This window comes from Pseudochrobactrum sp. Wa41.01b-1 (assembly GCF_019464455.1).
Classification (GTDB): Bacteria; Pseudomonadota; Alphaproteobacteria; order Rhizobiales; family Rhizobiaceae; genus Pseudochrobactrum; species Pseudochrobactrum saccharolyticum.
Genome location: NZ_CP080493.1, coordinates 68,267 through 92,011, shown reverse-complemented (window position 1 = coordinate 92,011; position 23,745 = coordinate 68,267). Strand labels below are relative to the sequence as shown.

Here is a 23,745-nt window from a genome sequence, read left to right as displayed (position 1 = left end):
TTATGCGTGCGGTACCATCAGAATGGTCACATCATCCTGACCGGCCTCATGGAATGCCAGTGCCGTCTGCGCCACAGCCTGATCTTCGCTGTCAAACACATTCATCACAAAGACGGATGTATCGCTGTCGAGGTTCAGCGCCTGTTCGGCAGAGGATGCACCGGTTTCCACCAGCACGAAATCATAGGCCGTTTCCAGCGCTTCAAAAATCACCGGCAGACGCTCGGCCTGTGCCATAGCGGTTTTCGGATCAGAAAGACCTGTCGGAATCACATCCGCATCCGAATATAAATCGCCGTGAATAATATCGGTGAACTGCTTCACATTGAGCAGCAGGTCGGTAATGCCTGCAGGCCTGTTGCCATCCAGCATTGCCTGACTGACAGCACCATTGCCGGTCATATCCACGAGCAACACCCGCAGGCTGCGGTCAGCCAGTTCACGCAGCAGATGCACACTGCCGGCAGATCCGGCATCGCCTTCCGGCGAGATCAGAATGATGCGGCGGCGCTCCTGCAACATCAGACGGCTGGCAATTGCCGCCACACCGTTGGGCGCATAAATATCATCAGATGCCGGATCAGGTTCTTCCGTGGCATCCGGCTCGGACACAGTATAGCTGTCATAGATACGCTGAATTGTTTCAACATCAATTTCAGGACGGGCCATAGGCTGCTCTACCATCTCATTTTTATCGGAAACAGGCTCGGGAGCCGGCTGCACAATCAGCTTATTATCAATCTGTGCGGTTTTATTATGCGCAGGGCTAAAATTCTGTGCAACAGCACCATATTCATCGCCCCAGAGATTTTGTCCCCTGACAGCTCTGACAGGATTTGTTGTCATAGCGCGACCACTGAAAAGCTCACGCAGCAAAACAAAAACCGACAACAGCAACAGGCCCGCAACAAAACTCATGCTGACCATAGGCAACACTTTAGGGAAATACGGCGCCCCTGCAACAGTTGCCGTTGAGAAAATCCGTGCATCTGCAGGCTGATCTGTACGGTCAGCAATGCTGGAAGCCTCGCGATAGCGCGCCAGATAGGCTTGTAGCAAATCGCGCTGGGCGGCAGCATCACGTTCCAAAGCACGCAGTTCAACTTCCTGACTGCCAGCCTCGGCGGCCTGCGCTTTCAGACGGTTGAGTTCACGGGTCTGCTCCTGCTCGCGGCTGCGGGCAGTCGTCACCTCATTATCGAGGCTTTTCAGAATTGTATTGCCTTCCTGCCGGATCTGCCGGTCAAGATCGGCGAGCTGCGCACGCAAGCCCTGAATACGCGGATGCCCGTCGAGCAGCGTTGTCGACAGATTGGCAATCTCGGCCATCAGCGCTCCGCGACGCTCATTCAGCTGCTGCATAATGCCGGAGGACATAACTTCCGGCAGGCTGTTGATCGGCACACCATTTTTAAGCGCAGTGCGAATGCTCTCAGCCTTAGCCTCACTGGCAGCACGCTCAGCTTTCAGACGCGACAGTTCCGATGAGATATCGGACATTTGCTGCGTGGCAAGGGACGTATTGCTGCTGGTATTGAGAAGATCGCTTGCCGCGCGGAAATCAGCAACTTTGGTTTCCGCCTCACGCACCTTCTTCGTCAGCCGTTCAATTTCCGGCTCCAGCCAGCCGGTTGCATCACCTGTCAGCTGGCGCTTGGCAGCAGCCTGTGCTGCAATATATTCATCCGCAATTTTATCGGCAACATCGGCTGCAACTTGCGGATTTTTGGAGACAAATTCAACCACGATCACCCGCGAGCCGGTTACAGCATAGACCTGTAAATTCTCGCGCATACGGGTGAGAACCTGCTCAGCTACCGGAATCGTGCGCGGATCAGGGCGCAATCCCAGCAAAACCAGAACCTGTTTCACCGGCGACATGGTTTTCGGATAGAATTCCGCATAATCTTCAAGTTTCAGATCCGCGGCCACTTTTGCAAGGATTTTAGCAGAGCTGATCAACTCTACCTGCGATTTCACGGCTTCCGGATCCAGCAGCGGACGATCCGTTTCCGATCCGACATTCGGGCGCGTGAAGACAGTTTCCCGTGCTTCAATCAGAATACGCGCTTCGGAACGGTAATAAGGCGGGAGAAACTGCGCAACACCCCATGTCAGCAAAGCAAACAGGAGTGCGCCCAGTAGAATGAACAGCCAGTTGCGCTTCAGAGCGGCAAACAGCGCTCCGATATCAATTTCCGCATTTTCTGCTGCATCACGCATCACTGACCCGATCCCCATAATCCTGCACAGGACTCTTATGGTAAATCATCAAGGTAACTATAGGGTTAAATCCTGCAATTTCCCCTCACCCTTCATACTAAGGGCCTATCAGGACTTTACTTTAGCAGTTTGTATTTAAAGATAATTTTATCAGTACAACAGATTTTAGCTTTTAGTCTTTACGCCATATTAACCCTAATAATTCAATAATCACAATCAGACAGATGTCCGTTGCACAGCTATGAAATGCGCAACATAACCTGAACACATATAATATGAGCTGGCGGGTTCTGACGCCAAAGCAATCAGAACGGGATAAGGAAAAGAGCAGAATGAAAACACGTGTTTTTATGGCAGCTTTGGGCGTAACCTGTCTGGTATTGTCAGGCTGCACCAGCTATCGCCCTGCTCCTCCGGCATTCCATGAAGCGCTGAACCAGCCTTATATTCTCGGCTCCGGCGACCGTCTGCGCATCACCGTTTTTGAACAGGCCGGTTTAAGCAATACATATTCCGTCGACCAGTCCGGCTATATTGCCTTCCCATTGATCGGCAGCGTACCTGCACGCGGCAAAACAGTAAAACAGCTAGAAGCCACCATCGCTTCAAAACTGCGTGGCGGCTATATCCGCAATCCTGACGTCAGCGTGGAAATCGACCGCTACCGCCCTGTCTTCATCATGGGTGAAGTCGGCGGCGCCGGACAATATTCTTACGTACCGGGCATGACTGCACAAACGGCTATTGCAGCTTCCGGTGGCTTTACACCACGCGCCAATCAGGAAAGCGTGGATATTACCCGCCAGATCAACGGTAAAATCTTTACCGGACGGGTACGCATTACAGATCCTATCCTTCCAGGCGATACAATCTATGTCCGTGAACGGTTATTCTGATCATCACGGATAGACCAGCATCCATCCTTCCTGAGACGAGGCTATTGTGAAGCAAAAATCTTTGCGGATTATCCATTGCTTCCGTTCCCCTATAGGCGGTGTGTTTCGCCATATACGTGATCTGGCTGCCATGCAGAATGCAGCCGGTCATCAGGTCGGTGTGATTTGCGAATTATGCGAAGACGGCGCACTTGAACAACAGCAATTTGCTGCCATGCTACCTGATCTGGCACTCGGCCTGCACCGTATTCCCATCAACCGCAAAATAGGATTCAGTGACATCGGTGCTATTTTAAGCACGCGCAAAATATTGAAGCAGCTTCAGCCGGATATTGTACACGGACATGGCGCAAAAGGCGGGACTTATGCCCGCCTCGGCACAATAGGCATCCATAAAAGTCAGGCTCAGCGCCCACACAAATTTTACTCCCCTCATGGCGGTAGCCTGCATTATGATCCGGCAACCCTTGCCGGTAAAATCATGTTCACGGCAGAGCGCCTGCAAGAACGGATCACCGACGGCCTGATCTTTGTCTCGGCCTATGAGGAAAACACTTATCAGGAAAAGGTCGGAAATCCGCGCTGCGCTCACATTGTGATCCGCAACGGCATCAGCAAAGATGAATTTGCACCGGTTACACCGAAAACCGATGCCGCGGACTTTCTGTTTACCGGCATGATGCGCGACCTGAAAGGGCCGGATTTATTTATCCGCGCGCTGGCTGAGCTGAACAAGGTAGCAAGAGCCAACAACCGGCCTCTTGCCACCGGAGCCATGGTCGGGGACGGGCCGCAGAAGAAGAATTATCAAGCTCTTGCTGTGCAACTCGGACTGGAAAACCACATTCGTTTTTATCCGGCAATGCCGGTGCGTGAAGCACTCAAGCACGGGCAAATCTTTGTGTTGCCTTCCCGTGCGGAATCCCTGCCATATATTGCACTGGAAGTTCTGGCAGCACAGCGCAGCATGATCGCCACAGATGTCGGCGGTCTTGCTGAAATATTCGGCACAGATAGCAATGCCCTTTGCAAACCTGACGCCGGTGCCATTGCTGCGAAAATGTGCGAAGCCCTGACCTTCCCTGCCAATTATCAGCAAACTATGCCTGATCCGCTGCTGCTGCGCTCACGCTTCAGTCGGGAAAATATGGCTCATGCAGTTGAACAATTCTACCGCATCAACTAAATTACATATAAGCACTATGTAAAACTTCCGTGCTTCATTAAAATACAAATATCATTCGTTTAATTTTACTGTAATAAAGCAATATTGCGGATATTTACTATCCGGCAACCACAATACGTAAAAAGCCCGTATAGCGGCCTAAACTGCGCATTCTCTTAAAAAAAATAAGAAAATAGCAACCCTCATCACGGATAGATTGCTTATATTTTCTTGTGAGTAAAATTTTAATATGCCGGTGCACCCATGAGTGAGAAAAAACATAAAGGAAGTTTCGACAGGAAGGCGCTGCAAAAGCAGCATGACTCCGGCGCAGCCTCCACACCTGCTGAAAAAGTTGAATTGAGCCCGCTGGCCATGAAAGTAGCCGCTCAATACAAGAATGAAAGTATTTCACCCGCTCTGTTCACAGGGCTTATGCGCATATGGGAATTTGCTGTTGTCGCCCTGTGCGGTATCGCTGTCTACCTCAGCTATGTCGGCGCTGAAAGCATCCATATGCTGGAATATTTGTTTGCGAATATTCTTGCCGCCGCGCTCTATGTTATTTTCGCTCAGTTCAGTTCCGGCTATCGCCCTTCTGTGCTGCGCAAGCCGTTTCGCTATCTCGGCCGGCTGATTATCTGCTGGGCCGGTGTTTTTGCGGTTCTGGCTATTGTGGCCTTCCTGCTGAAAATTTCTGCGGTTTATTCCCGCATCTGGTTTGCAGGATTTGTAATTTCCGGTTTTATCGCCCTCACAATATCACGCTTTCTCGCAGCCAAACTGATGCGTATTCTCGCCCGCAGCGGCCGTATGGAACGACGCGCGGTTATTGTCGGCGGCGGTCAGAATGCGGAAGATCTTATTCTTGAACTCAACAAACAACCGGATAATGACATTCGTATCTGCGGCATTTTTGATGATCGCGGCGACCGTCGTTCTCCGCCGATTGTTGCCGGTTATCCGAAGCTCGGCAATATATCCGAGCTGATTGAGTTTGCCCGTGTTGCCCGCATTGATATGCTGATCGTTTCTCTGCCGATCTCCGCGGAAGAACGGGTTTTGACACTGATGCAAAAGCTTTGGGTATTACCGGTCGATATCCGTCTTTCTGCCCATGCCGCCAATATGCGTCTGCGCCCGCGTGCTTATTCCTATATCGGCTCGGTACCGATGCTGGATATTCTCGACAAGCCGATCAACGACTGGGATGCGATTGCCAAGCGCTTGTTTGATATTGTCTTTAGCCTGTTCGGAATTGTGCTGTTCTCGCCGGTCATGCTGGCGACGGCTATTGCGATCAAGCTCGACAGCAAAGGCCCTGTAATCTTCAAACAGAAGCGACACGGCTTTAATAATGAAGTGATCAATGTCTGGAAATTCCGGTCGATGTATAGCGACCAGTGCGATCCGACTGCAAAACTGGCCGTCACCAAAAATGACAGCCGTGTTACACGTGTCGGTCGCTTCATCCGCAAAACATCGATTGATGAATTGCCGCAGTTTTTCAATTCCTTAGGCGGCAGTCTTTCACTCGTCGGCCCTCGCCCGCATGCAATCAGCGCCAATTCCAACAACATGCTCTATAATGATGTGGTTGACGGTTATTTTGCCCGCCACAAAGTTAAACCGGGCGTAACCGGCTGGGCGCAGATCAATGGCTGGCGCGGCGAAATCGACAAGCCTGAGAAAATCGTCATGCGTACGGAATATGATCTCAATTATATTGAGAACTGGTCATTGCTGTTCGACCTGAAAATCCTGTTCCTGACCCCTGTGCGCCTGCTGAACACGGAAAACGCCTATTGAGCTATCCGTCCCAACCTGTGCCCCGATCTGTGCCCCGATCTGTGCATGCGTCATCCGCATCAGATGCAGCATTCCATGCATTGGCGGAGCGCGGTCAGCGACAAGCTGCTATGCAATGGATTGCACGGCTGTCACTGGCAACAGGTGTATTTTTCAGCGGCTTCGTTCTTTTCGAGCCCGGGCCTTATGAAATACTGATGCTGGTGCTCATCAGCCTGTGGCTGTTATTCGGCCTCAGGCTGAGTGTTAACTCACTGGCATTGCTGCTCCTGCTCACCTTATTCAATATTGGCGGTGTGCTTTCAATTTTTCAGATGGCTGATCTGAAAAAGGCACCGCTTTACATTGCCGTGTCATATTTTCTGGCACTGACCAGTGTGTTTTTCGCCGCTGTCACCGAAAGCGACTGGCGCAGAGTACAGCCGCTTTTCACCGGCTATCTGACGGCTGCCGTCATTACAGGAATGCTGGGTATCGGCGGTTATCTCAACCTGATACCTGCGGCGGATCTGTTCACACTGTACGGCCGTGCCAAAGGTGCATTTCAGGACCCGAATGTCTTCGGCCCTTTTCTGATCCTGCCTATCAACTGGTGCATCTATCAGGTTCTGACACGCCCTTTTCAGAAAAGCCTGCTCTATTGGGCACTGTTTCTGGTGCTGACACTTGCAGTATTGCTATCCTTCTCCCGTTCAGCATGGGGCATGTATGCCGTATCCTTAGTGCTCATTCCGGCTCTGTTGTTTATCGGCAGCAAGAACCAGCGCTTTCGCGGCAAGATCATCCTGATCAGTATTGCAGCGATTGTTGTTCTTGCCCTTGTATTGCTGATTGCCTTGCAGTTCCCGCAGATCAGTGAAGTATTTTTCCAGCGTGCTCGCCTTGAACAGGATTATGACAGCGCCCGTACAGGACGTTTTGCACGGCATTGGCTGGGTTTTCTTCTGTCCATGGAAAAACCCTTCGGCATTGGTCCGCTGGAATTCGGCCCCATGTTCGGAGAGGATACCCATAATATCTGGCTGAAGGCCTTGCTGGATTATGGCTGGCTCGGCTTTCTGTCTTTCATCATCCTGACAATGCTTACGCTGGGTTTCGGCTTCAGACTGATGCTGCGTGAGCGGCCATGGCAGCCTTATTTGCTCTGCGCCTATGTGGCTTTTATCGGCCATATACTGATCGGCAATGTGATCGATATCGATCACTGGCGGCATTTCTATCTGATCGTCGGCATTATCTGGGGCTGTGCAGGGCTTGAACAACGTTATCAGCAACAGGCACGGCATCATCTTACTTCAGAAACACACCCGTATAGCAACCCACGCTTTCCAAGACCGGTTTAATTTCTGCGGAACCAAAACACCGGCACCGGCGTTACATCCCTGTAACCAAATCAAGACAATCAGGGAGAGCAAATATGTTAAGAGCCGGTATTTTGTGGATGATGGGTGTTCCGTTTTTTGTCGTTGTCCTGATCTGGTATTTCTTCTTCTGATCCGCAGCAGAGATCAGGCAAAAGTCACCTGATCGCGGCCGGTCGCTTTACTGCTGTAAAGCGACACGTCAGCCCGCCTGTAAAGGCTTTCAAAGTCTTCATTATTCTCGAGTTCTGCAACACCGACGCTGATTGTAAGAACACCTGAGACCAGCGAACCCTCATGCTCGATTTTCAGTGCAGCAATCTGCGTGCGCAGCTTTTCCAGAAACTGTCTGGCCTGTTCCGTTGTACAATCATAAAAGAACAGCGCGAATTCCTCACCGCCAATTCTCGCCGCCATATCCTCGCTACGACGCAGCGTAGCGTTGATTGTACCGGCAACATGTTTCAGAGCTTCATCCCCCGCCGCATGGCCGTATATATCATTATACAGCTTGAAATGGTCCACATCGATCATTGCAAAGCACATGGGTTTACCCAGTGAGCGTCCCCTGCCCATCATTGTCTCAACATGTTGGGAAAACAGGCGGCGATTTGCCAGACCGGTCAGCGAATCCGTGTCGCGTTCTTTACGCAACTCCGCAATCATATCCATAAATGTCACGGCCAGCAGTCCGATGCCGGTCACAACACCGATCACAGAAATGGTGAATTGCAGTACCAGCCAGAACGAACCGGCAGAAAAATCAATGACAGATGACATCGTCATTCTTTCTGCCGTCATAATTGTGCGCGGAAAGAAATGCAGGCCAAGCCCAACGATCAGCCAGAACAATAATTTATCACCGGAAGTACCGCGCAGCAAAAAGCGCGCCTGCAGGGCGGTGGCCAGAAAGATCGCCCCCACTCCCAGATTGATAATATAGATCCGGTAAAACAGGTTTCTCTCGATGTAAAAATAATAAAATGTGCCGCCGACAATCGTGATCATGAACAGGGCATGAAACCAATAGGGCAATTGCCTGCCTGAGCGGATCAGGACACCATGGGAAAAGAACAAAACGCCCGCAACATATAAAGCTGCGGATAAAACGGCATTCTGACCGATATTTGCGGGAACAAATGTAACCTGAATTAAAGTCCCGAGCGAGACCAAAAGAAAGGCGCAACCGAACAGCCCGAGATGCGGCCGTGTCCGCTCAAGGAACCACACACCAAAAAACATCAGCGAAAATAAAAAGAAGAAAACCGGCGGCAGATAAATCATAGCAAAGCAGTTTTCATTTTCTCTGAACCGGAAAACTGACCGGATTTATCCATCCCACACCCTCACGACCACATGCGCCTGTAATTCAGAATGCACTCCCGCATGCCGGTCTTTATCTTCCTGATAATTATTTTAACGTCTTTCATCAAGCAACATAAAATTTATTTTATGCAAAACAGCACCTGCATGTCTTTCGATGCATGGATCACTGTCTTTACGGGAACCAAAACGCACTCTGAACGTTTTCTTTCATAGCAGAAGTTTCACGCTGCATTTGTCTGCGCCTTAAATTCCGGCAGACAAAGACCATCTTTTTACTATGTGCTGAACGTCAATAATGAGGGATATACCATGGAAGATGCTCAGATAGGCTGGATTGCAGCTATTATCATTGGTGGTCTGGCCGGCTGGCTGGCCGAAATGTTCATGAAAAGTGACCACGGCGTTTTCATGAATATTATTCTGGGTATTATCGGCGCTGCTGTCGCCAATGCCCTGCTCGGCATGTTCGGTGTGGTTCTCGGAGGCTGGCTCGGCTACCTGATCGCCGGCTTTATCGGGGCATGTATTCTGATTGCAGCGGGGCGCATGATCCGGCGATAACTCCCACGCCTTTTGTAAGCGCCCATTCCACAGTCAAGATAACGGAGAATGAAAATGGCAGAGAATGCTGACAATGCCCGTCAGGCAATGGAAGAACAGATTGCAGAACTGCGCGCGCAGATTGATGCGATGAGCAAATCTTTGAAACAGCGCGGCGAGGAAGCTGCAGAAGAAGCCCGCACCCGCCTGAACCGTGCAGCCTCAACCATCAAAGAACAGGGACAGGCAACCGTATCTGTCATCCGTGAAAATCCGGGCACCGCAACAACCATTCTGAGCACGGCCGGTATTGCCGGTTTCGTGCTCGGTTTTCTGGTTGCCAGCTGCCGGAATGACACGCGCTGGTAACAGCCGCAACGCTCCCTGCGAGTTCAATAAAACAGCGCCGGAAATTCCGGCGCTGTTTTGATATTCAGGAAGCCGCTCCGTCACCACGACAGGTATTGAATATATCCATATCCTTGTCATAGACGGTCGTTTTTACATTCATCAAGCCCAGCACCGTATGGAACAGATTATCATGGGATGCCGGATGATCACTCAGCGTCTTCAGGCAAGCCTGTTTCAGATCATTCTCCTTCAGAAAATCCGGTGAGAACCAGCTAATAAACGGAATCGTTGTCTGCTCCCGCGGCGCGATGAAATAAGGCATGGCATGAAGATACAGCCCTTTCTCGCCAAGGGATTCACCATGATCGGACATATAGATCATCGAAGAAGCAAACTCGCTTTCTCTCGATTTCAGCAGGTCAATGATTTCCGCTAATATTTTGTCGGTGTAAGCGATTGTATTATCATAGGCATTTACAATTTCCTGCTGAGTGCAGTCAGCAAAATTTGATGTGCGGCAGGCAGGCTTGAAGATTTCCTGCTCCGGCGGATAGCGCCGGTAATAGGCAGGTCCATGGCTGCCAAGCATATGCAACACAACAACCGTGTTAGTCTTAAAACTATCGAGACGGGATGCCAGTGTGTCTACCAGCACCTGATCGTAACACTCACCACCTGCACAATTCGGATTGCCTTCTTGCAACTGGCTCATATCAATTATTTCAATACGATCGGCCACACGCTTACTGCCGGTGTTATTTTCAACCCACAAAGGCTGAATGCCAGCATGTTTCAGCACATCCAGCAGATTTTCAGACTGGCGGAATTTCTTGCTGCTATATTCCGTACGCGGGAACGGGGAAAACATACATGGCACAGAAACAGATGTCTCTGTTCCGCAACTGCTGACATCGGTAAAGTTCAGCACATCGCGCTCACGCAGCATCGGATTTGTATCGCGGTAATAATTATTGAAACTGAAATTCTGTGCGCGTGCTGTTTCACCAACCACAATCACCGTCAGACGCTTTTTATTACTGCCCCCTTGATATGGCTTGGTTTGCACAGCATCCGTACCGAGCGGCTGGGCAATATAGGTGCGCTCGTCATTGACCTTCACGAAATAACGGATGGTACTGCTGAGCGGTGCAAGCGGGTTGAGCCTGCCGGTGATTTCCGCCTTCTTTTCACGAAACATCGAAGAAAAAGTACCAAAATTTGTCAGAAGCAGAGCAACACCGGCAATCAGGCAGCCGCTGATCAGCAGCGTATTGACCCATAATTTTTGCACAAAAGGCCGGTGCCTGACCTCAACCCAAATAATCAGCAAAGACGGCAAACCGGCATAAAGCAGCATATTCGTTACAAAATGCGCATTAATCAGATGACCGGATTCAGCCCTTGTGGTTGTCGCAGCATTTTCAATCATATTCGGCGTAATCAAAACACCGAAGTGGTCAATGAAATATGCCGCGGATGCCGACACCGTAACAAAGAAAATCAATGCAGGCTTGATGAGATATGGCGCTGAAAATAAAACCAGCAAACAATAAGTCAGTAAAAACAATGTTGCAGCGATAATACCGGTGTTCAGAAAATCTCCTTTGAGATAATCTGCGATGAAAACAAAAGCTGCGCGGTTAAAAAATACAGTAATATAAATGGCTGTAATGAAGCATAATAGATTACTTGCAACAGAAATTCTTTTGAATTTCATAATTCACCTGTTCGACGTTTAAAAACGCACAGATTCAATATCTTCATCAAGAAACAACGCGTTTTTGAGCAAGCTACAAAGCAGATCAAAACCAGCTGAATAAATATGAGCGTTTTTGAAATAAATTTTTGTGAAAAGACAGAAATTACAATTACTTATCAAATTTAATTTTGAGAGTTTCTCCCGAATATTGAAGCGCCTACTTCCGGGCAAAATTGTGACATTGCAATCTGGATAAGAATATATTCCGTTGCAATTCTTGTTTTACAAAGCAGCTTTCTGCACCAGAATTCACCTCACTGAATTTTCCCTGCCGCTTCAAAAAGTCTTGTTTCAACTTCCTGCAACTGAGCTATGATGGATTGAATAAAGTTCTATTTCTCAAACGCTTACGGTGCCCGCCAATATCTTCCCGACGGCACCGCAGTCAGAAGGACAGACTTGAAATGATTACCGGCCCGCAATCTAAAGCTGCCCGCGCATTAATTGAACTCAGCCGTGAAAGACTGTCATCATTCTCAGGCATTGATATCCGTGTGATTGAGTTATTTGAACGTAAACTTGAAACACCGGACGAGACTGCCCTTGCTGCGCTGCAAAAAGCGCTCGAAGATGCCGGAGCCGTATTCATTCCGGAAAATGGCGGCGGTATCGGCGTCAGATTGAAATTTACACGATCCGAAGCACGGCGTCTCTCTACTCTGGAAAGCGAAGGCGGCATTGTTGCCTATGACGAAGTTCCTTAAGCGGAAACATCTGTCTGATTAAAAAATGCGTCACGGGCAGAACAAAGCAGAGGAATTGTCTGGCTTTCTCTGCCCGTGAAATGGTGTTTTCTGCCTTGCGGGCGATCTGTTCAAAGGTAAAACAAACCGATAAAAGATCTTGCTGTTCGCACCATCTTTTTATCCCGTTCCGGCCTGCCAGAACGCTCAGCCCGTCACAATGATTGCACGCTGAGTGCGGCTGCCGCCGATCACACCGAGGCACATATGGCTGATTATCTCAAGCCGATCTTACTGCTTTGCGCATCCAATATCTTCATGACATTTGCCTGGTACGGGCATCTCAAATTTACAAACAAGCCGCTTTTGCTGGTAATCATCGTCAGCTGGCTGATTGCTTTTGCTGAATATTGCCTTGCGGTTCCCGCCAACAGAATGGGGCATGGCATCTACAGTGCGGCAGAGCTCAAAACCATTCAGGAAGTTATCACTCTCAGCGTATTTGCCGGATTTTCTGTGCTGTATCTGGGAGAAAGCATAACCATCAATCATATGATTGGTTTCGCATTTATCTGCCTTGGCGCTTTTTTTGTATTTAAAGGGCCATTTTAGAGATATACAGAATACCTCCCCTCCCTCAACAGAGAGTGACATGATGAAACTGAAAATTTCCGCAATCACTTTAATGAGTGTTCTTATTTCAGGTGCCGCATCCGCAGAAGAACTGACAGTTGAAGGCTCCGGCATTACACGTGATATTGCCTGTTCCTCGAATGATATCGGCATTTATGGTGCAAAGAATATCATCAAACTGACCGGTAAATGCGATGATATTGTCATTCACGGCACCAATCATCAGGTTACATTTGAAGAAGCTGATGATGTCTCGGTGTCCGGCTCCGACAATAAAGTGACCGGCGGCCGCGTGAAAGACCTCTCTGTAGACGTGGCCAATCATGAAGTCACAGCCACATTACGTTCCAATGATAATGACAGAGCCGAGCTTGAAGTTAACGGTGCACAAAATGTGGTGAACGTTACCTTGGAAAGTGACAGCAAAATCGAAGTGGGCGGGGTTGGCCATAAAATCAACTGGTCTGTCGCATCAGGCGTTAAAGATCCGGCGATTTCAATTTACGGCGCCGATCACGAAGTTAAAAAAGCAAACTAACCTTGTCTGTCTGTTGCCGGCACATTCATAACAATCTGCCGATTGTAAGTGGTAAAAACAGTTCAGGGAAAGCAACTATCCCTGACTGTTTTGATGCGGCAATATAATGTTCTTTGAACCGGTCGCAAATATCTGCCTGCTGCCCTATCCGGCTCTCCCCTCCCACTAAGTTGTGATTTTCACCACGGAGGAACTATGTTTTCATTTCCTTCTTTTCAAATGAAGGAATTCATAATGCGTTCTACTTCACTTATTTGCATAACGGCATTATCCGCTTTCGCCATGATCGCCAATGCAGAGGCTGCCTCAACAACGGCGAAACAACCTGCTTATACAATTACTGCAGATCAGATAAAACAGTCATCAAAAACTGTTTCCCAGTTCAGCGGCAATGTGGTTATCAAAATGGGAGCCACAGAAATCAGGACAAATAAAGCGAAACTGGTTACTGCACCTGACAAAATAACAGTCTACACGGACACATTTGTCGCCACAGCGAAAAAGTGACCTCCGTCGACAGTTGCTCTCTTCCATGTTCTGATTTTACTACTGTTTTCAGGAATAGCGGTGAAGCAAACCATGCCAATCAGGCTATGATCTTAAGGGTTTAATGGCGAGGCAATAATATCTGCACGGCTCATCCTTTTGAAGGCGTATGAGCCGTTTTACAGCTGTTTAATGGCTTTAAATATGGTCGGAGCGGCGGGATTCGAACCCACGACCCCTTGACCCCCAGTCAAGTGCGCTACCTGGCTGCGCTACGCTCCGAACACCTAAAAGCCCTAGAATAGAAAGGCTTTTATGGCAAGCCCTTTAAACTGACACGAAAAATACAAAAGCCTCACCGTCTTTATTATCTGCCTGAATTATGAATTTATGATCTCATAAAGCGGTGTATCCGGCAGAATCTGCTTATTATTATTCGCCGTATTATAAAGATGGAAAGCCGTTGTCCTTGGAGTAATCAAATCTTGGACGCGCAGACCTCTTTCATGAAGAAGTGTCGTACAAGTATAGTGCATAGGATAATAAATATCGATCGGGCTGACCTTATTCTTAAGATCCAGCTCTTTAACAATATGCGTTATCAGGCTGGGACCAATAGCCCCCCATGGATGCTTTGAAACAGGCTTTGGAAACCCCAGAGACTTTCTCAGTCTATATCTTTTGATTTTATTGGCTTTAAACCATGGCGGAATAAAATAAGGATCTTCAGCCGCAGATAATAATTGCTTCAGCATCGCACTATCATGAGGCACTTTCAGGATCGCGCCATTAATTGTGCTTTGCGTTTCCCAGCCCATTATATAGTCATTATCTTCAACCGGCTTTATACAATAAACATCACAGTCGACATAAAGCCCCAATCCTTCCCGCAAAATTCGGTAGCGATAAATATCCGAGGCAAGTGCAAGATTGCCCGATGAAGTCCGAACGATCTCGCTCTCTTTCATCAGTTTGTTTGCGTCGAAAATTTCAACCCCTTTCGGAGTATCCTCGGGCCTGCCATAGGCATGTAAGACGATCTTACAGCCCTTATCTACAAATGATTTAAGACATGCAGCATGCACTTCACCAAGCCGCTTACCGATCCACAAACTATTTACGATGAGCGACATATCTTCCTCAAAATGCGGGATTTACCACCACCGCTGCATAGCTTTGCAAGCTTGATTTTGTCAAATAATAACAGCTAAAGGATATGCGTCTTATACCGGTATGAGTAAACCATCAGGATAGAAATGTTTTTCTTTAAAAAAGCAAGCAGCACAAACCGCCCTCTCAAAATCGGCCTGATTATTGATGAATATTTCGGTGCAGCTGATACAGCCTTTGGTGGTTACGGTTTTTTGGCGCGAAGATTAATTGCCAAATATCTTCCCGACACAAATCTTCAAATAGATGCTCTGCTTGGCAGAGGGCGAAAACGGTATAGTGCCGAGGAATTCATCGTCCAAGATGATAAGACTATCAATTTATACCGCTTACCTAAACGCAAATGGGCGGCCAAAAGATGGTTAAAAAAGCAGAATTATGATGCTTATCTCAGCATTGAACTGACTTACAATTATGTTCTGGAATGCGAACCCGATACGAATAAGAAATTAATTTTATGGATACAAGATCCAAGACCTATGTATGAGTGGGACGAGATCAATACAGTAAAATTATTTCCGGAGACCAATTACTACGACCAAAGTATTTATGACACGGTTCATAAATTATACAGACAGGACAGAGTGAAATTTATTTCTCAGGGGCATTTTTTACATCAAAAAGCAAAAGATCTGTACGCTTTAGATGACAATGTCTCAATCGAATACGTACCAAATCCGATTGAATATGATGAAAGTTTTAAACTCTCTGACAACCCTAAAGAGAATTTAATCATCTTTTTAGGACGGCTGGAATCTGTAAAGCGCGGCTGGTTGTTTTGTGAAATTGCCAAGAGTATGCCTGATTATCAATTCTGCGTTCTCGGCCAGACTTTTCGCGAGAAGCACAAAAACACAGATATTATGCAGTCCTATTACGACATACCTAATCTGCATTTTGCAGGTCATGTAGATGGCGATGTGAAAAATGAATATCTGAAACGCGCAAAAATTCTTGTAAATACTTCTATTCATGAAGCATTGCCGATTTCATTTCTGGAAGCCCTGTCCTTTGGCACATTGCTCGTCAGCAACAGAAACCCGGAGGATCTGACATCGAAATTCGGCATTCATGTCGGCGATGTATTAGGGGACGGTTTCGATAAAGTAGATCTGTTTGTTGATGCTATTCATAAGATTCTGGATAATCCCGATCATTATGATGCCATCGCCAATGAAGCTATATCCTATATCCGCTCAGTCCATAATGTTTCTGCATTTCAAACCACGATGCAGAATATACTCAAAGAAGAATTCCCTGATCGTTATAACAGGTAATCGCTTTATATGGTCTGCCTGACGCATACAGGCAGACTCTTCTTCGCCGAACTAAAAATAATCAACGATCATTCTTTTTTGCCAAACAAAGTTTTTAATTTTTGTCGCGCCTTTTTTAAGTTCACGCATAATTTTATGCGTTTTCGACAAAGTACTGCGACGGGTTTCAATCATATCCACGACAGAACGCCCCTCAATATTCTGTCCTAATGTCAATGCTTCAGGTTGCAACACCTGTTCCTGCACACAAATCGCAGGAGACATTTGATATATATTTGTGCTGGAGAATCCATCGCACAGCGGATCAAACAAAAAATGATCTATCGGGACCGGCATATAATTACTTGATAGTTTTAAGAGCTCGGCTGCCAGCTTACGGGATATTAAATAACCACCCGTTCCAGCATGAAAGCTCAGCATTCTCAGCAGCTGCCAATTCTTGACTGATACATTTCCCCATCGTTTAAAATAGACCTTCATTTTAAAAGTCTCAAAGCGCAGCAAATTTATGTCAGCCGGTACCCAGTCAGAATTTTTGAGAAATTCGGCTGCACTATCACTGAGGATAATGTCGTCTTCGAAAATTGCGGCATATTCATCCGTACTGGCAACAAGAATTTCCCAGCATTTCCGATGGCTCATAAAGCATGCAAATTCAGAATTTGTCGACTTTGGCCAATCTTTATGCAAAGTGATATTGTCGAGCTCACTCTGGGGCAAACCACGCGCATCAATGGCAGCCACACGTTCAAAATCAAGATTCAAGCGCCCAAATTGCTCATGACAATGTTTTAGCCTGTCGGGAGATCTATCCAGATTAATGACAAGATTTTTCATAGAATGGCTCACGTTACAATTCTGCTCCTTCTAAATTTTATTATCAGCAAGGACAAGACAATGAAGCCATTCCACTTTCGACTGCCATCTCTTTCCTGAATTCAGACCTCAATAATCGCGCTTGACCGCAATCAAAAATAAGAACATTGTAAGAACAAACAGAGGATTCTATAATGTCTCTCGCCGCACAAAACCCTGAAAAATATATCATTATGCCGTTTCGTAAGAATAATCAGAAACTTGTTGCGGCGGAAATGCGCCCTGCCTCCAGTGAGGCAGGTGCCATTAAGATTGCCACATCTATGTCCGGCCGTTTTATTGGCGTTGCAGCCTATGCTGTGCTGGTGGATGAGGAAAGCGGCGATATGAACGCGCCGCGCCTGTTAGCAAGTTTTGGCGAAGTACCTGATTTCAGTGATGATTAAAGCCTGATTTCCTGTTTATTATCCACCGAACATTCGCACTCTATGCAAGCTTTTTCAGCAATATAACCAGCAAAGGATTCAGTATGCGCATTCTATTTCTCAAAATGATTACAACCGCACTTTTGATGATGGGGCTGAGTTCAGCATCATTAGCGGCTCTTGCACCGCAGTATCAGCGCGCAAGTGAAATGAATGCTGTCATCTCTGCGGTTACAGAAACACTGTCTCCGCAACAAGCTGTCACCAAAGTCGTTTATCAGAGTGAAGACCAGTATTTGGTGGTCGCAGGTAATTGCTCAATCAAAGCAACTCTTATCACGCTTCCGGCAAAGGCCGGACTGGTAGGGCCAAGACAATTTAAAGTTCAGCTTGGAAAACAGCGCTGCAAAAAGTAAGGCCGTGCATCGAAGATCAGAACTGATGGATCAGATGAATATCATCCGGCTCCAGAGCATATAGTTTCTGATCCGGCTGCCCTATCGGATGGCCGCCCTGATGCAGATAAAACTCAACCGTATGCCGCGTTGAGGTTGAAGAAATATAAAACCCTTCCGCACCCTGTTCTTTGACAATTTGCATAGATTGCCGGTAGAGGCGTGAGGCTAATCCATATCCACGCCAATCGTGACTGACATGCAGAAATGACAGCTGCCGATATTGCGGATAATCCGTAACCGGCCGCGCATCAACAACAGCCACCGCAACCAGTTTTCCTCCCGCAAAAGCACCGGTAAATGTGCCACCATGATCATAACACTCCAGCAAGATCGGAGTATAGAGCTCAGGCTCCCCGTCCGGCCAGTCGCGTGTATCATAGAACTCTGAATGTAATTGCAAGCGGCCGTCAGTGAAGCGATAGACTTCCTGAACAATCTCGCGTCGCTCAATCTGCCATACGGATACCACCTCATCGCGTATAAGCGGACGTATCTCTATAGCTTGCATTCAGACCTCGCTCTGTTGTCCTGCGAGCATTATTCCGCTGCAACTCTGGTATCAACCTTTACGATAACCGACATACCTGGCATCAGACGTTCGACCTGTTCCTGTCCGCCATCAATAGCAATGCGAACCGGCAGCCGCTGCGTTACCTTGATGAAATTCCCCGTAGCATTATCCGCTTTCAGAACACTGAATTCCGAGCCTGTTGCCGGAGAAAAGGCTTCGATATGACCGGTCATTTTCTCATGGTTTAATGCGTCCACAGTGAATGTCACCGGCAGTCCGGCTTTCATGCCGTAAAACTGCGTCTCTTTAAAATTTGCAATGATCCACTTTTTATCAGGCACCAGATTAGTCAGCTGTGCACCAATATTGACATATTGCCCGGGCTTCGCACCGATTTCCCCAAGTACACCATCCTGAGGCGCAATAATTTTTGTATTGCTCAGATCAATTCTGGCCAGATCAACCGCAGCTTCTGCATTTGTCACAGCCGCTTCGAGAGAATGCCTGCGAACAATGATGGATTGTACATCCTGTTTATTGACTTCCAGCGCAGCCTCAGCCTGACTGACAGCGCCGCGCGCCTGTTCCAAAGCGGATAAGGACTGGTCTTCATTGCTCTGGGTCATCACCCCGCTTTTACGCAAAGGTGTCACGCGGTTGTAATTCGCCTCGGCCACATTCAACGCCACTTTCGCACTGTTCAGAACAGCCTCACCGGAGCGTGTCCGTGCCTCTGCGGCTAAACGATCCTGCTCAGAATTTGCCAAAGATGCTTTTTGCGTTTCCAGCATGGCCTCAGCCTGCTTCAGCTTCTGCACATAGATGCGGTCATCCAGCGCAAATAACACATCACCTTTTTTCACACGCAAATAATCGCGCTCCGGCACCTGCTTGATATAACCTGCCAGCTGAGGGCTGATAATTGTGACCTGCCCGCGGACATAGGCGTTTTCTGTCATCTGCACGGAGGAGCGAAATGGCGGCAGCTGCCAGGCATAAAGGATGAACAATACGCCGCAGAGACCAATAGCCAGAATAAACAATGTTGCCGAATTACGAAAAATCTTCTGCATTTCAGATACTCACAAATCAAAATCAACTTATGCGGGCTGCGCAATTGCGCGCCCGTGAATCAAGCGCCAAAGTTTCCCGATTACGGGGAAAACAGCGCGACGGATAATCAGAATGGCCAAAGTCAGCGCGGCGATAGCAGAAACAAGCAGAAACAGATCATTATAGGAGAGCACAGTTGCTTCCTTCATGATCTGCTGGCCAAGCAGCATCGCACCTTCAGCCTGAATATAGGCAGGATCAGTGATAACCTTCGATATGGCTGCTGATAGCTGCGAGATACGCAAAGTCACCAGAGGATCAGTCAGCACAATCTGGTCATAAAGCGCACGCATATGATGCTGCTGCCGCCATGTTACAAAGCTGCCGAAGACTGCGGAGCCAAACAGCCCGCCCACACTCTGCGTGAAAATGAAAATCACAATAAAGCTGGTGATATAAGCCGGTCCGTTTTTCAGCGCGCTCATCAAACCCGCCGCCATGGCAGGAGGCAAGAACAGTGCGCCGCCGAATGAAATCATCGCCTGACTGAGATACATCATTTCAGGACGGGTCAGATTATTGGCATGACCATCCATGAAGGCACCGGTCATAATCAATATCAGCGCAACTGCATAAATATAGGCCTCACGCCCCGGACGGATAACCATCGCGCAACTGATACCGCCCATAAACGAGCTGATAATCAGAACCCAGTAAAGGCCGGTGCTTTGCTCATTATAAATGCCGAGCGCCTGAAACATACCGGTGGCACCCGCTGTCTGCTCCGATAACACCAGACGAAACACCAGCAACATGCCGGTAAAAGTCAGTGTCTGCCTGCTGGTCAGCCAGCGGATATTAATCAGCGGATTTTCACGGTTGAATTCAATCGCTGCGGCCAATGCCAGAGCAGCAAAAGCAACCGCGAGACAGATGCCGATCCACGGTGCCTCAAGCCACCAGTATAAACGACCGACAACCAGCATCATCGCCAGAAGCCCGAAACCGGTTGCAATCAGCGGATAGCTGATGAAATCCAGCTTTTCGAGCACTTTCTGATGCGGGATCGGTGTCAGTTTGAGTGTATAGACTGTTGCAAAACACAGCATCGCCAGACCGATTTCCAGCATATAAAGCTGCTGCCACAGAGCGGCATCCAGCAATATAGGAGAAATAATGCGCGACAGCGGTGCACCAAGTGTCGTGCAGGTCAAAGCAAGACACAGCCCCCAGCTCATTTTCTTACTCGGGGGAAACGCCTCAAGCATATAGAAAAAGCCGAGCGTCGACATAGGTGATGCCGCAGCCCCCGAAAAGAACCGCACAATCAATGCAGAGTTAAGGTCATGGATAAACCAGTGCAGTGATGTAACCACCACAAATGTCAGCAGCCCCAGTTCTGTGAAACGGCGCAAGCCGTATTGCGTGCGGATTTTCATCAGGAACAATGTCAGGCTGACATTTGGCGCCATATAGGCAGCAAGCAGCCATGTTGTTTCCGCAGTCGTAGCGCCAAGTCCGCCCTGTATTTGCGGAATATTGACTGCAACCATATTCAGACCAATGCCCTGTGTGATCCACATCAACAGAGATGCACACACAAAAGCAGCAGAAAGCAGAAACGGTTTTGCCGGTGGTACAGGCGGAGCCGCAGGAGCCTGCGGGGCATCGGATGCAGGAGCTTCCACCGCTTCCTCAACAAGTGCCGGTTTCACCACCTGTTGTGGGGCGGCAGGCACAGCTTCAGCTGTTGGCTTTTCCGCATCCTGCAAACCGGCATTTGCCGGATGCAGCACTGCATCAGCATCATCTCCGGCCTCTTTCGGCTCATCCTTTCCGGTCATTCTTATATCTGCCATGATAAAATCAGCTGATTGCTTCCATATTCTTCAAAATCACCCGCATAATGCGTAAGCCCTCATCCAGATCGGCCTCGCTCAAATCCTGAAGAATGCGGATGCGCAATTGCTCAGCGACAACGTGCAGCTCTTCCACCTGATCATGTGCCGCTTCGGTCAGAATGATGTGCTTGGCGCGTCTGTCGCCCTCCACGGCACGCCGTGTGACCAGTCCCTGCTTTTCCAGTCCGTCAATGAGGCGCACCAGTGTCGGCGTCTCAATTTCCAATGCCGCAGCCAGTTCTGTCTGCGTCATGCATTTATGGGTTGAAAGCAAAAACAACGTGCGGGCACGGGACAATGTCATGTCGTGCTCTTTGGCGAATGCATCAAATAAAGTGCGCAGTTTGCGACCTGCCACGGACATATCCGTAAGCAAATCAGCACGTTTCTGAATGATTGCAGGTTTCATGAGCACACACATAAATAGGAAGCTAACAATTATTATGCTATATAATTTTATTTACATCATTTTGCAACCCGATATGCGCGATAAGCGTTTACTCATCACTGTATTTAAGGTGGACAAACATCAGACAGTCGGGTTCACATGCCCTTATCCGCAAGCAAATCATTTCATAACGAGGACAAATATGGCGCTCAGCTCCACCAAACTCATTCAATCCGCCGTGATTTCTGCAGGATTAATGTTCGCAGGATTCAGCACTTCTCATGCTGCGGAAACAGGAATTTACGGTAACTGGATTACAGAGCGCATTCAGGGGCATAAAGTGCATGCAAAAGTGCAGTCCACCCTTGATATTGCGCAGGATGGCAAGATTTCCGGCAGTGGCGGCTGCAATCGCTATATGGGCGGCATGGAAATTAAAGGTGATAAAGTAAAAGTGCAGCCGGTTGGCGCAACACTGATGGCCTGCCCGCCGCCGATGATGCAGCAGGATTCCAAATTTCACGCTGCACTCAATCTGGTCACAAGCTGGAAACTCAGCAAAAACAAACTGATCTTGATTGATTCAAAAAATCGTGAAGTGCTTCGTCTGAAGCGTGCCTGAGCCCCTAAAAACAAAAACGGGGCGGTTTACACCACCCCGTTTTCCTAAAGTCAGAAACTATCTTTAGCGCACCTGATCGAGCAGGCGTTTGCATTCCAGCAAATCGAAAAGCGCTTCCTGCAACAAAGTGCGGTTGTCTTTATTCAGACGCTTGGAATCAGCGCCCATCGGCCCCTCTTCATCACCGCGCAGCAGGCCGAATAATTTACGGCCGCCTGAAGACTGGCGCTGTTCTTCCGGATCATAATCATCAATCGCCGCATCCTGCGCGGCTGTTGCCTGCTTCTGACGCGTTATCGCCTCAACAGCAGCAACATCACCATTGCCGAGCGCAATGATGAATTGTGCATTATTTTCACGCAGCAAACGCTGCACACCTTTGATTGTGTAGCCCTGATCATAGAGCAGATGACGGATGCCCTTGAGCAATTCCACATCCAGCGGACGGTAATAACGGCGTCCGCCGCCGCGTTTCATTGGCTTGATCTGGGTAAAGCGCGTCTCCCAGAAACGCAGCACATGTTGCGGCAAATCCAGATCTTCCGCCACCTCACTGATCGTCTTAAACGCATCAGGACTTTTATTCATGTACTGCCCCTTTCCGGTCGTAAAGGAGTATCACTCAAACGATACACAACTTGAATGAATCACATTTCCTGCAAAAACAAGGCATTCCGCATATAAACTTATAAAAAACAGGCCTATCCCTGACAAAAAAGTCGAGAGTCCGGTTCTGACCGCGGCACTTTGTTCGGCATTTATAATGATTCTTATTATCACTTACCATAATGCAAAAATCGCAGGCTGCATAATGCCTTAAGCGGAAAACCTATCAAGGTTAAAAATCCGTATCACTCACGGCACTGAGACAGGTCCTGATCCGCCCCCCATGCGCAGAAAGTAAAACACCGGCCACATATGCAGCCGGTGCTTCAAAATCGAAAGCCTTTAAACAAGGCAGATAATCAGGCCTTGGCCTTATTACCCTGACGGGCAAGATGCTGATCCAGAATACGCTGTTTCAGCACATTTGATGCTTTGAAGGTCATAACCCGACGCGGCAGAATTGGAACTTCCTCACCGGTTTTCGGATTACGGCCAATGCGCTCATTCTTGTCGCGGACCTGAAATGTTGCAAAAGATGAAAGCTTAACAGTTTCACCATTCACAATGGCATCACAGACTTCGTCAAGAATCATTTCAACAAGCGACGCAGATTCCGTACGTGAAAGCCCTACCTTGCGATAGACAGCTTCAGCCAGATCGGCACGCGTGACAGTCTTACCCCCCATGATGAACCTACTCGGCTAGCGTTAAAGGTGATAATATCTTGTATGTGCAACAGGTTACACAG

At 48.2% G+C, this 23,745-nt stretch carries 25 protein-coding genes and 1 tRNA gene; 14 read left to right on the top strand and 12 right to left on the bottom strand.

Annotation, left to right across the window (positions count from 1 at the left end):
• A complete protein-coding gene (locus K1X45_RS00465; protein ID WP_255560466.1) occupies positions 1-2,241 on the bottom strand; it encodes a Wzz/FepE/Etk N-terminal domain-containing protein in 2,241 nt (746 codons plus the stop codon).
• 314 nt (positions 2,242-2,555) lie between these two features.
• Here K1X45_RS00465 and K1X45_RS00460 point away from each other — a divergent pair, with 314 nt between their 5' ends.
• The 4 genes from K1X45_RS00460 to K1X45_RS00445 all read left to right on the top strand — a co-directional run bounded on the left by K1X45_RS00460 (position 2,556) and on the right by K1X45_RS00445 (position 7,436).
• The gene (locus K1X45_RS00460; RefSeq protein WP_116088154.1) at positions 2,556-3,119 is read left to right on the top strand and encodes a polysaccharide biosynthesis/export family protein; all 564 of its coding nucleotides are present in this window, start codon (positions 2,556-2,558) and stop codon (positions 3,117-3,119) included.
• Between the two features lie 46 nt (positions 3,120-3,165).
• On the top strand, positions 3,166-4,305 hold the full coding sequence (locus K1X45_RS00455) for a glycosyltransferase family 4 protein (protein ID WP_255560465.1): 1,140 nt from the start codon (positions 3,166-3,168) through the stop codon (positions 4,303-4,305).
• Between the two features lie 243 nt (positions 4,306-4,548).
• Positions 4,549-6,093 (top strand): undecaprenyl-phosphate glucose phosphotransferase, encoded by a 1,545-nt coding sequence (locus K1X45_RS00450; RefSeq protein WP_022710792.1) that lies wholly within the window; start codon positions 4,549-4,551, stop codon positions 6,091-6,093.
• Complete coding sequence (locus K1X45_RS00445; RefSeq protein ID WP_255560464.1) at positions 6,090-7,436, top strand: O-antigen ligase; 1,347 nt, start codon at positions 6,090-6,092, stop codon at positions 7,434-7,436. Before K1X45_RS00450 ends, K1X45_RS00445 begins: the two co-directional genes overlap by 4 nt.
• A 165-nt stretch (positions 7,437-7,601) precedes the next feature.
• Here the strand turns inward: K1X45_RS00445 and K1X45_RS00440 are convergent, their stop codons facing one another.
• Complete coding sequence (locus K1X45_RS00440) at positions 7,602-8,738, bottom strand: GGDEF domain-containing protein (RefSeq protein ID WP_220159481.1); 1,137 nt, start codon at positions 8,736-8,738, stop codon at positions 7,602-7,604.
• Positions 8,739-9,089: 351 nt separating this feature from the next.
• Here K1X45_RS00440 and K1X45_RS00435 point away from each other — a divergent pair, with 351 nt between their 5' ends.
• Both K1X45_RS00435 and K1X45_RS00430 read left to right on the top strand, forming a co-directional pair.
• Positions 9,090-9,341 (top strand): GlsB/YeaQ/YmgE family stress response membrane protein, encoded by a 252-nt coding sequence (locus K1X45_RS00435; RefSeq protein WP_022710788.1) that lies wholly within the window; start codon positions 9,090-9,092, stop codon positions 9,339-9,341.
• 54 nt (positions 9,342-9,395) lie between these two features.
• Complete coding sequence (locus K1X45_RS00430; protein WP_022710787.1) at positions 9,396-9,689, top strand: hypothetical protein; 294 nt, start codon at positions 9,396-9,398, stop codon at positions 9,687-9,689.
• A 64-nt stretch (positions 9,690-9,753) separates the two neighbouring features.
• Here the strand turns inward: K1X45_RS00430 and K1X45_RS00425 are convergent, their stop codons facing one another.
• Positions 9,754-11,388: a phosphoethanolamine transferase gene (locus K1X45_RS00425; protein ID WP_220159480.1), complete on the bottom strand. Its 1,635-nt coding sequence runs from the start codon at positions 11,386-11,388 to the stop codon at positions 9,754-9,756.
• Between the two features lie 446 nt (positions 11,389-11,834).
• Between K1X45_RS00425 and K1X45_RS00420 the strand changes: the two genes are divergently transcribed.
• The 4 genes from K1X45_RS00420 (at position 11,835) to K1X45_RS00405 (ending at position 13,791) form a co-directional block, all read left to right on the top strand.
• The gene (locus tag K1X45_RS00420; protein WP_220159479.1) at positions 11,835-12,134 is read left to right on the top strand and encodes an XRE family transcriptional regulator; all 300 of its coding nucleotides are present in this window, start codon (positions 11,835-11,837) and stop codon (positions 12,132-12,134) included.
• Positions 12,135-12,380: 246 nt separating this feature from the next.
• On the top strand, positions 12,381-12,725 hold the full coding sequence (locus K1X45_RS00415) for a DMT family protein (protein ID WP_028233603.1): 345 nt from the start codon (positions 12,381-12,383) through the stop codon (positions 12,723-12,725).
• 40 nt (positions 12,726-12,765) lie between these two features.
• The gene (locus tag K1X45_RS00410) at positions 12,766-13,284 is read left to right on the top strand and encodes a DUF3060 domain-containing protein (protein WP_220159478.1); all 519 of its coding nucleotides are present in this window, start codon (positions 12,766-12,768) and stop codon (positions 13,282-13,284) included.
• 234 nt (positions 13,285-13,518) lie between these two features.
• Positions 13,519-13,791 carry an LptA/OstA family protein gene (locus K1X45_RS00405; protein ID WP_220159477.1) on the top strand — a complete coding sequence of 91 codons (273 nt, stop codon included), beginning with the start codon at positions 13,519-13,521 and terminating at the stop codon, positions 13,789-13,791.
• 184 nt (positions 13,792-13,975) lie between these two features.
• Here K1X45_RS00405 and K1X45_RS00400 read toward each other — a convergent pair.
• Both K1X45_RS00400 and K1X45_RS00395 read right to left on the bottom strand, forming a co-directional pair.
• Positions 13,976-14,052, bottom strand: a tRNA-Pro gene (locus K1X45_RS00400).
• 98 nt (positions 14,053-14,150) lie between these two features.
• Positions 14,151-14,903, bottom strand: a complete 753-nt coding sequence (locus K1X45_RS00395; RefSeq protein ID WP_220159476.1) for a hypothetical protein — start codon at positions 14,901-14,903, stop codon at positions 14,151-14,153.
• 123 nt (positions 14,904-15,026) lie between these two features.
• Here K1X45_RS00395 and K1X45_RS00390 point away from each other — a divergent pair, with 123 nt between their 5' ends.
• On the top strand, positions 15,027-16,217 hold the full coding sequence (locus K1X45_RS00390) for a glycosyltransferase family 4 protein (protein ID WP_220159475.1): 1,191 nt from the start codon (positions 15,027-15,029) through the stop codon (positions 16,215-16,217).
• 51 nt (positions 16,218-16,268) lie between these two features.
• Here K1X45_RS00390 and K1X45_RS00385 read toward each other — a convergent pair whose 3' ends face one another.
• On the bottom strand, positions 16,269-17,054 hold the full coding sequence (locus K1X45_RS00385) for a glycosyltransferase family 25 protein (RefSeq protein ID WP_220159474.1): 786 nt from the start codon (positions 17,052-17,054) through the stop codon (positions 16,269-16,271).
• 173 nt (positions 17,055-17,227) lie between these two features.
• Between K1X45_RS00385 and K1X45_RS00380 the strand changes: the two genes are divergently transcribed.
• Together K1X45_RS00380 and K1X45_RS00375 are read left to right on the top strand one after the other, a co-directional pair.
• A complete protein-coding gene (locus K1X45_RS00380) occupies positions 17,228-17,479 on the top strand; it encodes a hypothetical protein (RefSeq protein ID WP_116088163.1) in 252 nt (83 codons plus the stop codon).
• Positions 17,480-17,562: 83 nt separating this feature from the next.
• Entirely contained in the window at positions 17,563-17,874 is a 312-nt protein-coding gene (locus tag K1X45_RS00375; protein WP_220159473.1) for a hypothetical protein, read from the top strand.
• A gap of 16 nt (positions 17,875-17,890) precedes the next feature.
• Here the strand turns inward: K1X45_RS00375 and K1X45_RS00370 are convergent, their stop codons facing one another.
• The 4 genes from K1X45_RS00370 to K1X45_RS00355 form a co-directional block, all read right to left on the bottom strand.
• Complete coding sequence (locus tag K1X45_RS00370; RefSeq protein ID WP_220159472.1) at positions 17,891-18,424, bottom strand: GNAT family N-acetyltransferase; 534 nt, start codon at positions 18,422-18,424, stop codon at positions 17,891-17,893.
• Between the two features lie 29 nt (positions 18,425-18,453).
• Positions 18,454-19,500 carry an HlyD family secretion protein gene (locus tag K1X45_RS00365; protein WP_220159471.1) on the bottom strand — a complete coding sequence of 349 codons (1,047 nt, stop codon included), beginning with the start codon at positions 19,498-19,500 and terminating at the stop codon, positions 18,454-18,456.
• Positions 19,501-19,527: 27 nt separating this feature from the next.
• Positions 19,528-21,063, bottom strand: a complete 1,536-nt coding sequence (locus tag K1X45_RS00360; protein WP_220160335.1) for an MFS transporter — start codon at positions 21,061-21,063, stop codon at positions 19,528-19,530.
• Positions 21,064-21,346: 283 nt separating this feature from the next.
• Positions 21,347-21,739: a MarR family winged helix-turn-helix transcriptional regulator gene (locus K1X45_RS00355; protein ID WP_238481587.1), complete on the bottom strand. Its 393-nt coding sequence runs from the start codon at positions 21,737-21,739 to the stop codon at positions 21,347-21,349.
• Between the two features lie 34 nt (positions 21,740-21,773).
• On the opposite strand from K1X45_RS00355, the gene K1X45_RS00350 reads away from it, so the two are divergent.
• Positions 21,774-22,391 (top strand): META domain-containing protein, encoded by a 618-nt coding sequence (locus K1X45_RS00350; RefSeq protein ID WP_220159470.1) that lies wholly within the window; start codon positions 21,774-21,776, stop codon positions 22,389-22,391.
• Between the two features lie 63 nt (positions 22,392-22,454).
• Here the strand turns inward: K1X45_RS00350 and K1X45_RS00345 are convergent, their stop codons facing one another.
• Entirely contained in the window at positions 22,455-22,979 is a 525-nt protein-coding gene (locus K1X45_RS00345; RefSeq protein ID WP_022710774.1) for a MerR family transcriptional regulator, read from the bottom strand.
• A 377-nt stretch (positions 22,980-23,356) separates the two neighbouring features.
• A complete protein-coding gene (locus tag K1X45_RS00340) occupies positions 23,357-23,683 on the bottom strand; it encodes an integration host factor subunit alpha (protein WP_022710773.1) in 327 nt (108 codons plus the stop codon).
• Positions 23,684-23,745: the final 62 nt, after the last annotated feature.

Excerpts from the sequence above, each read along its gene's own strand:
- K1X45_RS00365 (WP_220159471.1), bottom strand. The coding sequence starts at position 19,500 with ATGCAGAAGATTTTTCGTAATTCGGCAACATTGTTTATTCTGGCTATT.
- K1X45_RS00360 (WP_220160335.1), bottom strand. The coding sequence starts at position 21,063 with ATGTGGATCACACAGGGCATTGGTCTGAATATGGTTGCAGTCAATATT.
- K1X45_RS00410 (WP_220159478.1), top strand. The coding sequence starts at position 12,766 with ATGATGAAACTGAAAATTTCCGCAATCACTTTAATGAGTGTTCTTATT.
- K1X45_RS00380 (WP_116088163.1), top strand. The coding sequence starts at position 17,228 with ATGTCTCTCGCCGCACAAAACCCTGAAAAATATATCATTATGCCGTTT.
- K1X45_RS00450 (WP_022710792.1), top strand. The coding sequence starts at position 4,549 with ATGAGTGAGAAAAAACATAAAGGAAGTTTCGACAGGAAGGCGCTGCAA.
- K1X45_RS00430 (WP_022710787.1), top strand. The coding sequence starts at position 9,396 with ATGGCAGAGAATGCTGACAATGCCCGTCAGGCAATGGAAGAACAGATT.
- K1X45_RS00460 (WP_116088154.1), top strand. The coding sequence starts at position 2,556 with ATGAAAACACGTGTTTTTATGGCAGCTTTGGGCGTAACCTGTCTGGTA.
- K1X45_RS00420 (WP_220159479.1), top strand. The coding sequence starts at position 11,835 with ATGATTACCGGCCCGCAATCTAAAGCTGCCCGCGCATTAATTGAACTC.
- K1X45_RS00350 (WP_220159470.1), top strand. The coding sequence starts at position 21,774 with ATGATTGCAGGTTTCATGAGCACACACATAAATAGGAAGCTAACAATT.
- K1X45_RS00395 (WP_220159476.1), bottom strand. The coding sequence starts at position 14,903 with ATGTCGCTCATCGTAAATAGTTTGTGGATCGGTAAGCGGCTTGGTGAA.
- K1X45_RS00405 (WP_220159477.1), top strand. The coding sequence starts at position 13,519 with ATGCGTTCTACTTCACTTATTTGCATAACGGCATTATCCGCTTTCGCC.
- K1X45_RS00465 (WP_255560466.1), bottom strand. The coding sequence starts at position 2,241 with ATGGGGATCGGGTCAGTGATGCGTGATGCAGCAGAAAATGCGGAAATT.
- K1X45_RS00425 (WP_220159480.1), bottom strand. The coding sequence starts at position 11,388 with ATGAAATTCAAAAGAATTTCTGTTGCAAGTAATCTATTATGCTTCATT.
- K1X45_RS00340 (WP_022710773.1), bottom strand. The coding sequence starts at position 23,683 with ATGGGGGGTAAGACTGTCACGCGTGCCGATCTGGCTGAAGCTGTCTAT.
- K1X45_RS00435 (WP_022710788.1), top strand. The coding sequence starts at position 9,090 with ATGGAAGATGCTCAGATAGGCTGGATTGCAGCTATTATCATTGGTGGT.
- K1X45_RS00440 (WP_220159481.1), bottom strand. The coding sequence starts at position 8,738 with ATGATTTATCTGCCGCCGGTTTTCTTCTTTTTATTTTCGCTGATGTTT.
- K1X45_RS00415 (WP_028233603.1), top strand. The coding sequence starts at position 12,381 with ATGGCTGATTATCTCAAGCCGATCTTACTGCTTTGCGCATCCAATATC.
- K1X45_RS00375 (WP_220159473.1), top strand. The coding sequence starts at position 17,563 with ATGCGCATTCTATTTCTCAAAATGATTACAACCGCACTTTTGATGATG.
- K1X45_RS00390 (WP_220159475.1), top strand. The coding sequence starts at position 15,027 with ATGTTTTTCTTTAAAAAAGCAAGCAGCACAAACCGCCCTCTCAAAATC.
- K1X45_RS00345 (WP_022710774.1), bottom strand. The coding sequence starts at position 22,979 with ATGAATAAAAGTCCTGATGCGTTTAAGACGATCAGTGAGGTGGCGGAA.
- K1X45_RS00385 (WP_220159474.1), bottom strand. The coding sequence starts at position 17,054 with ATGAAAAATCTTGTCATTAATCTGGATAGATCTCCCGACAGGCTAAAA.
- K1X45_RS00370 (WP_220159472.1), bottom strand. The coding sequence starts at position 18,424 with ATGCAAGCTATAGAGATACGTCCGCTTATACGCGATGAGGTGGTATCC.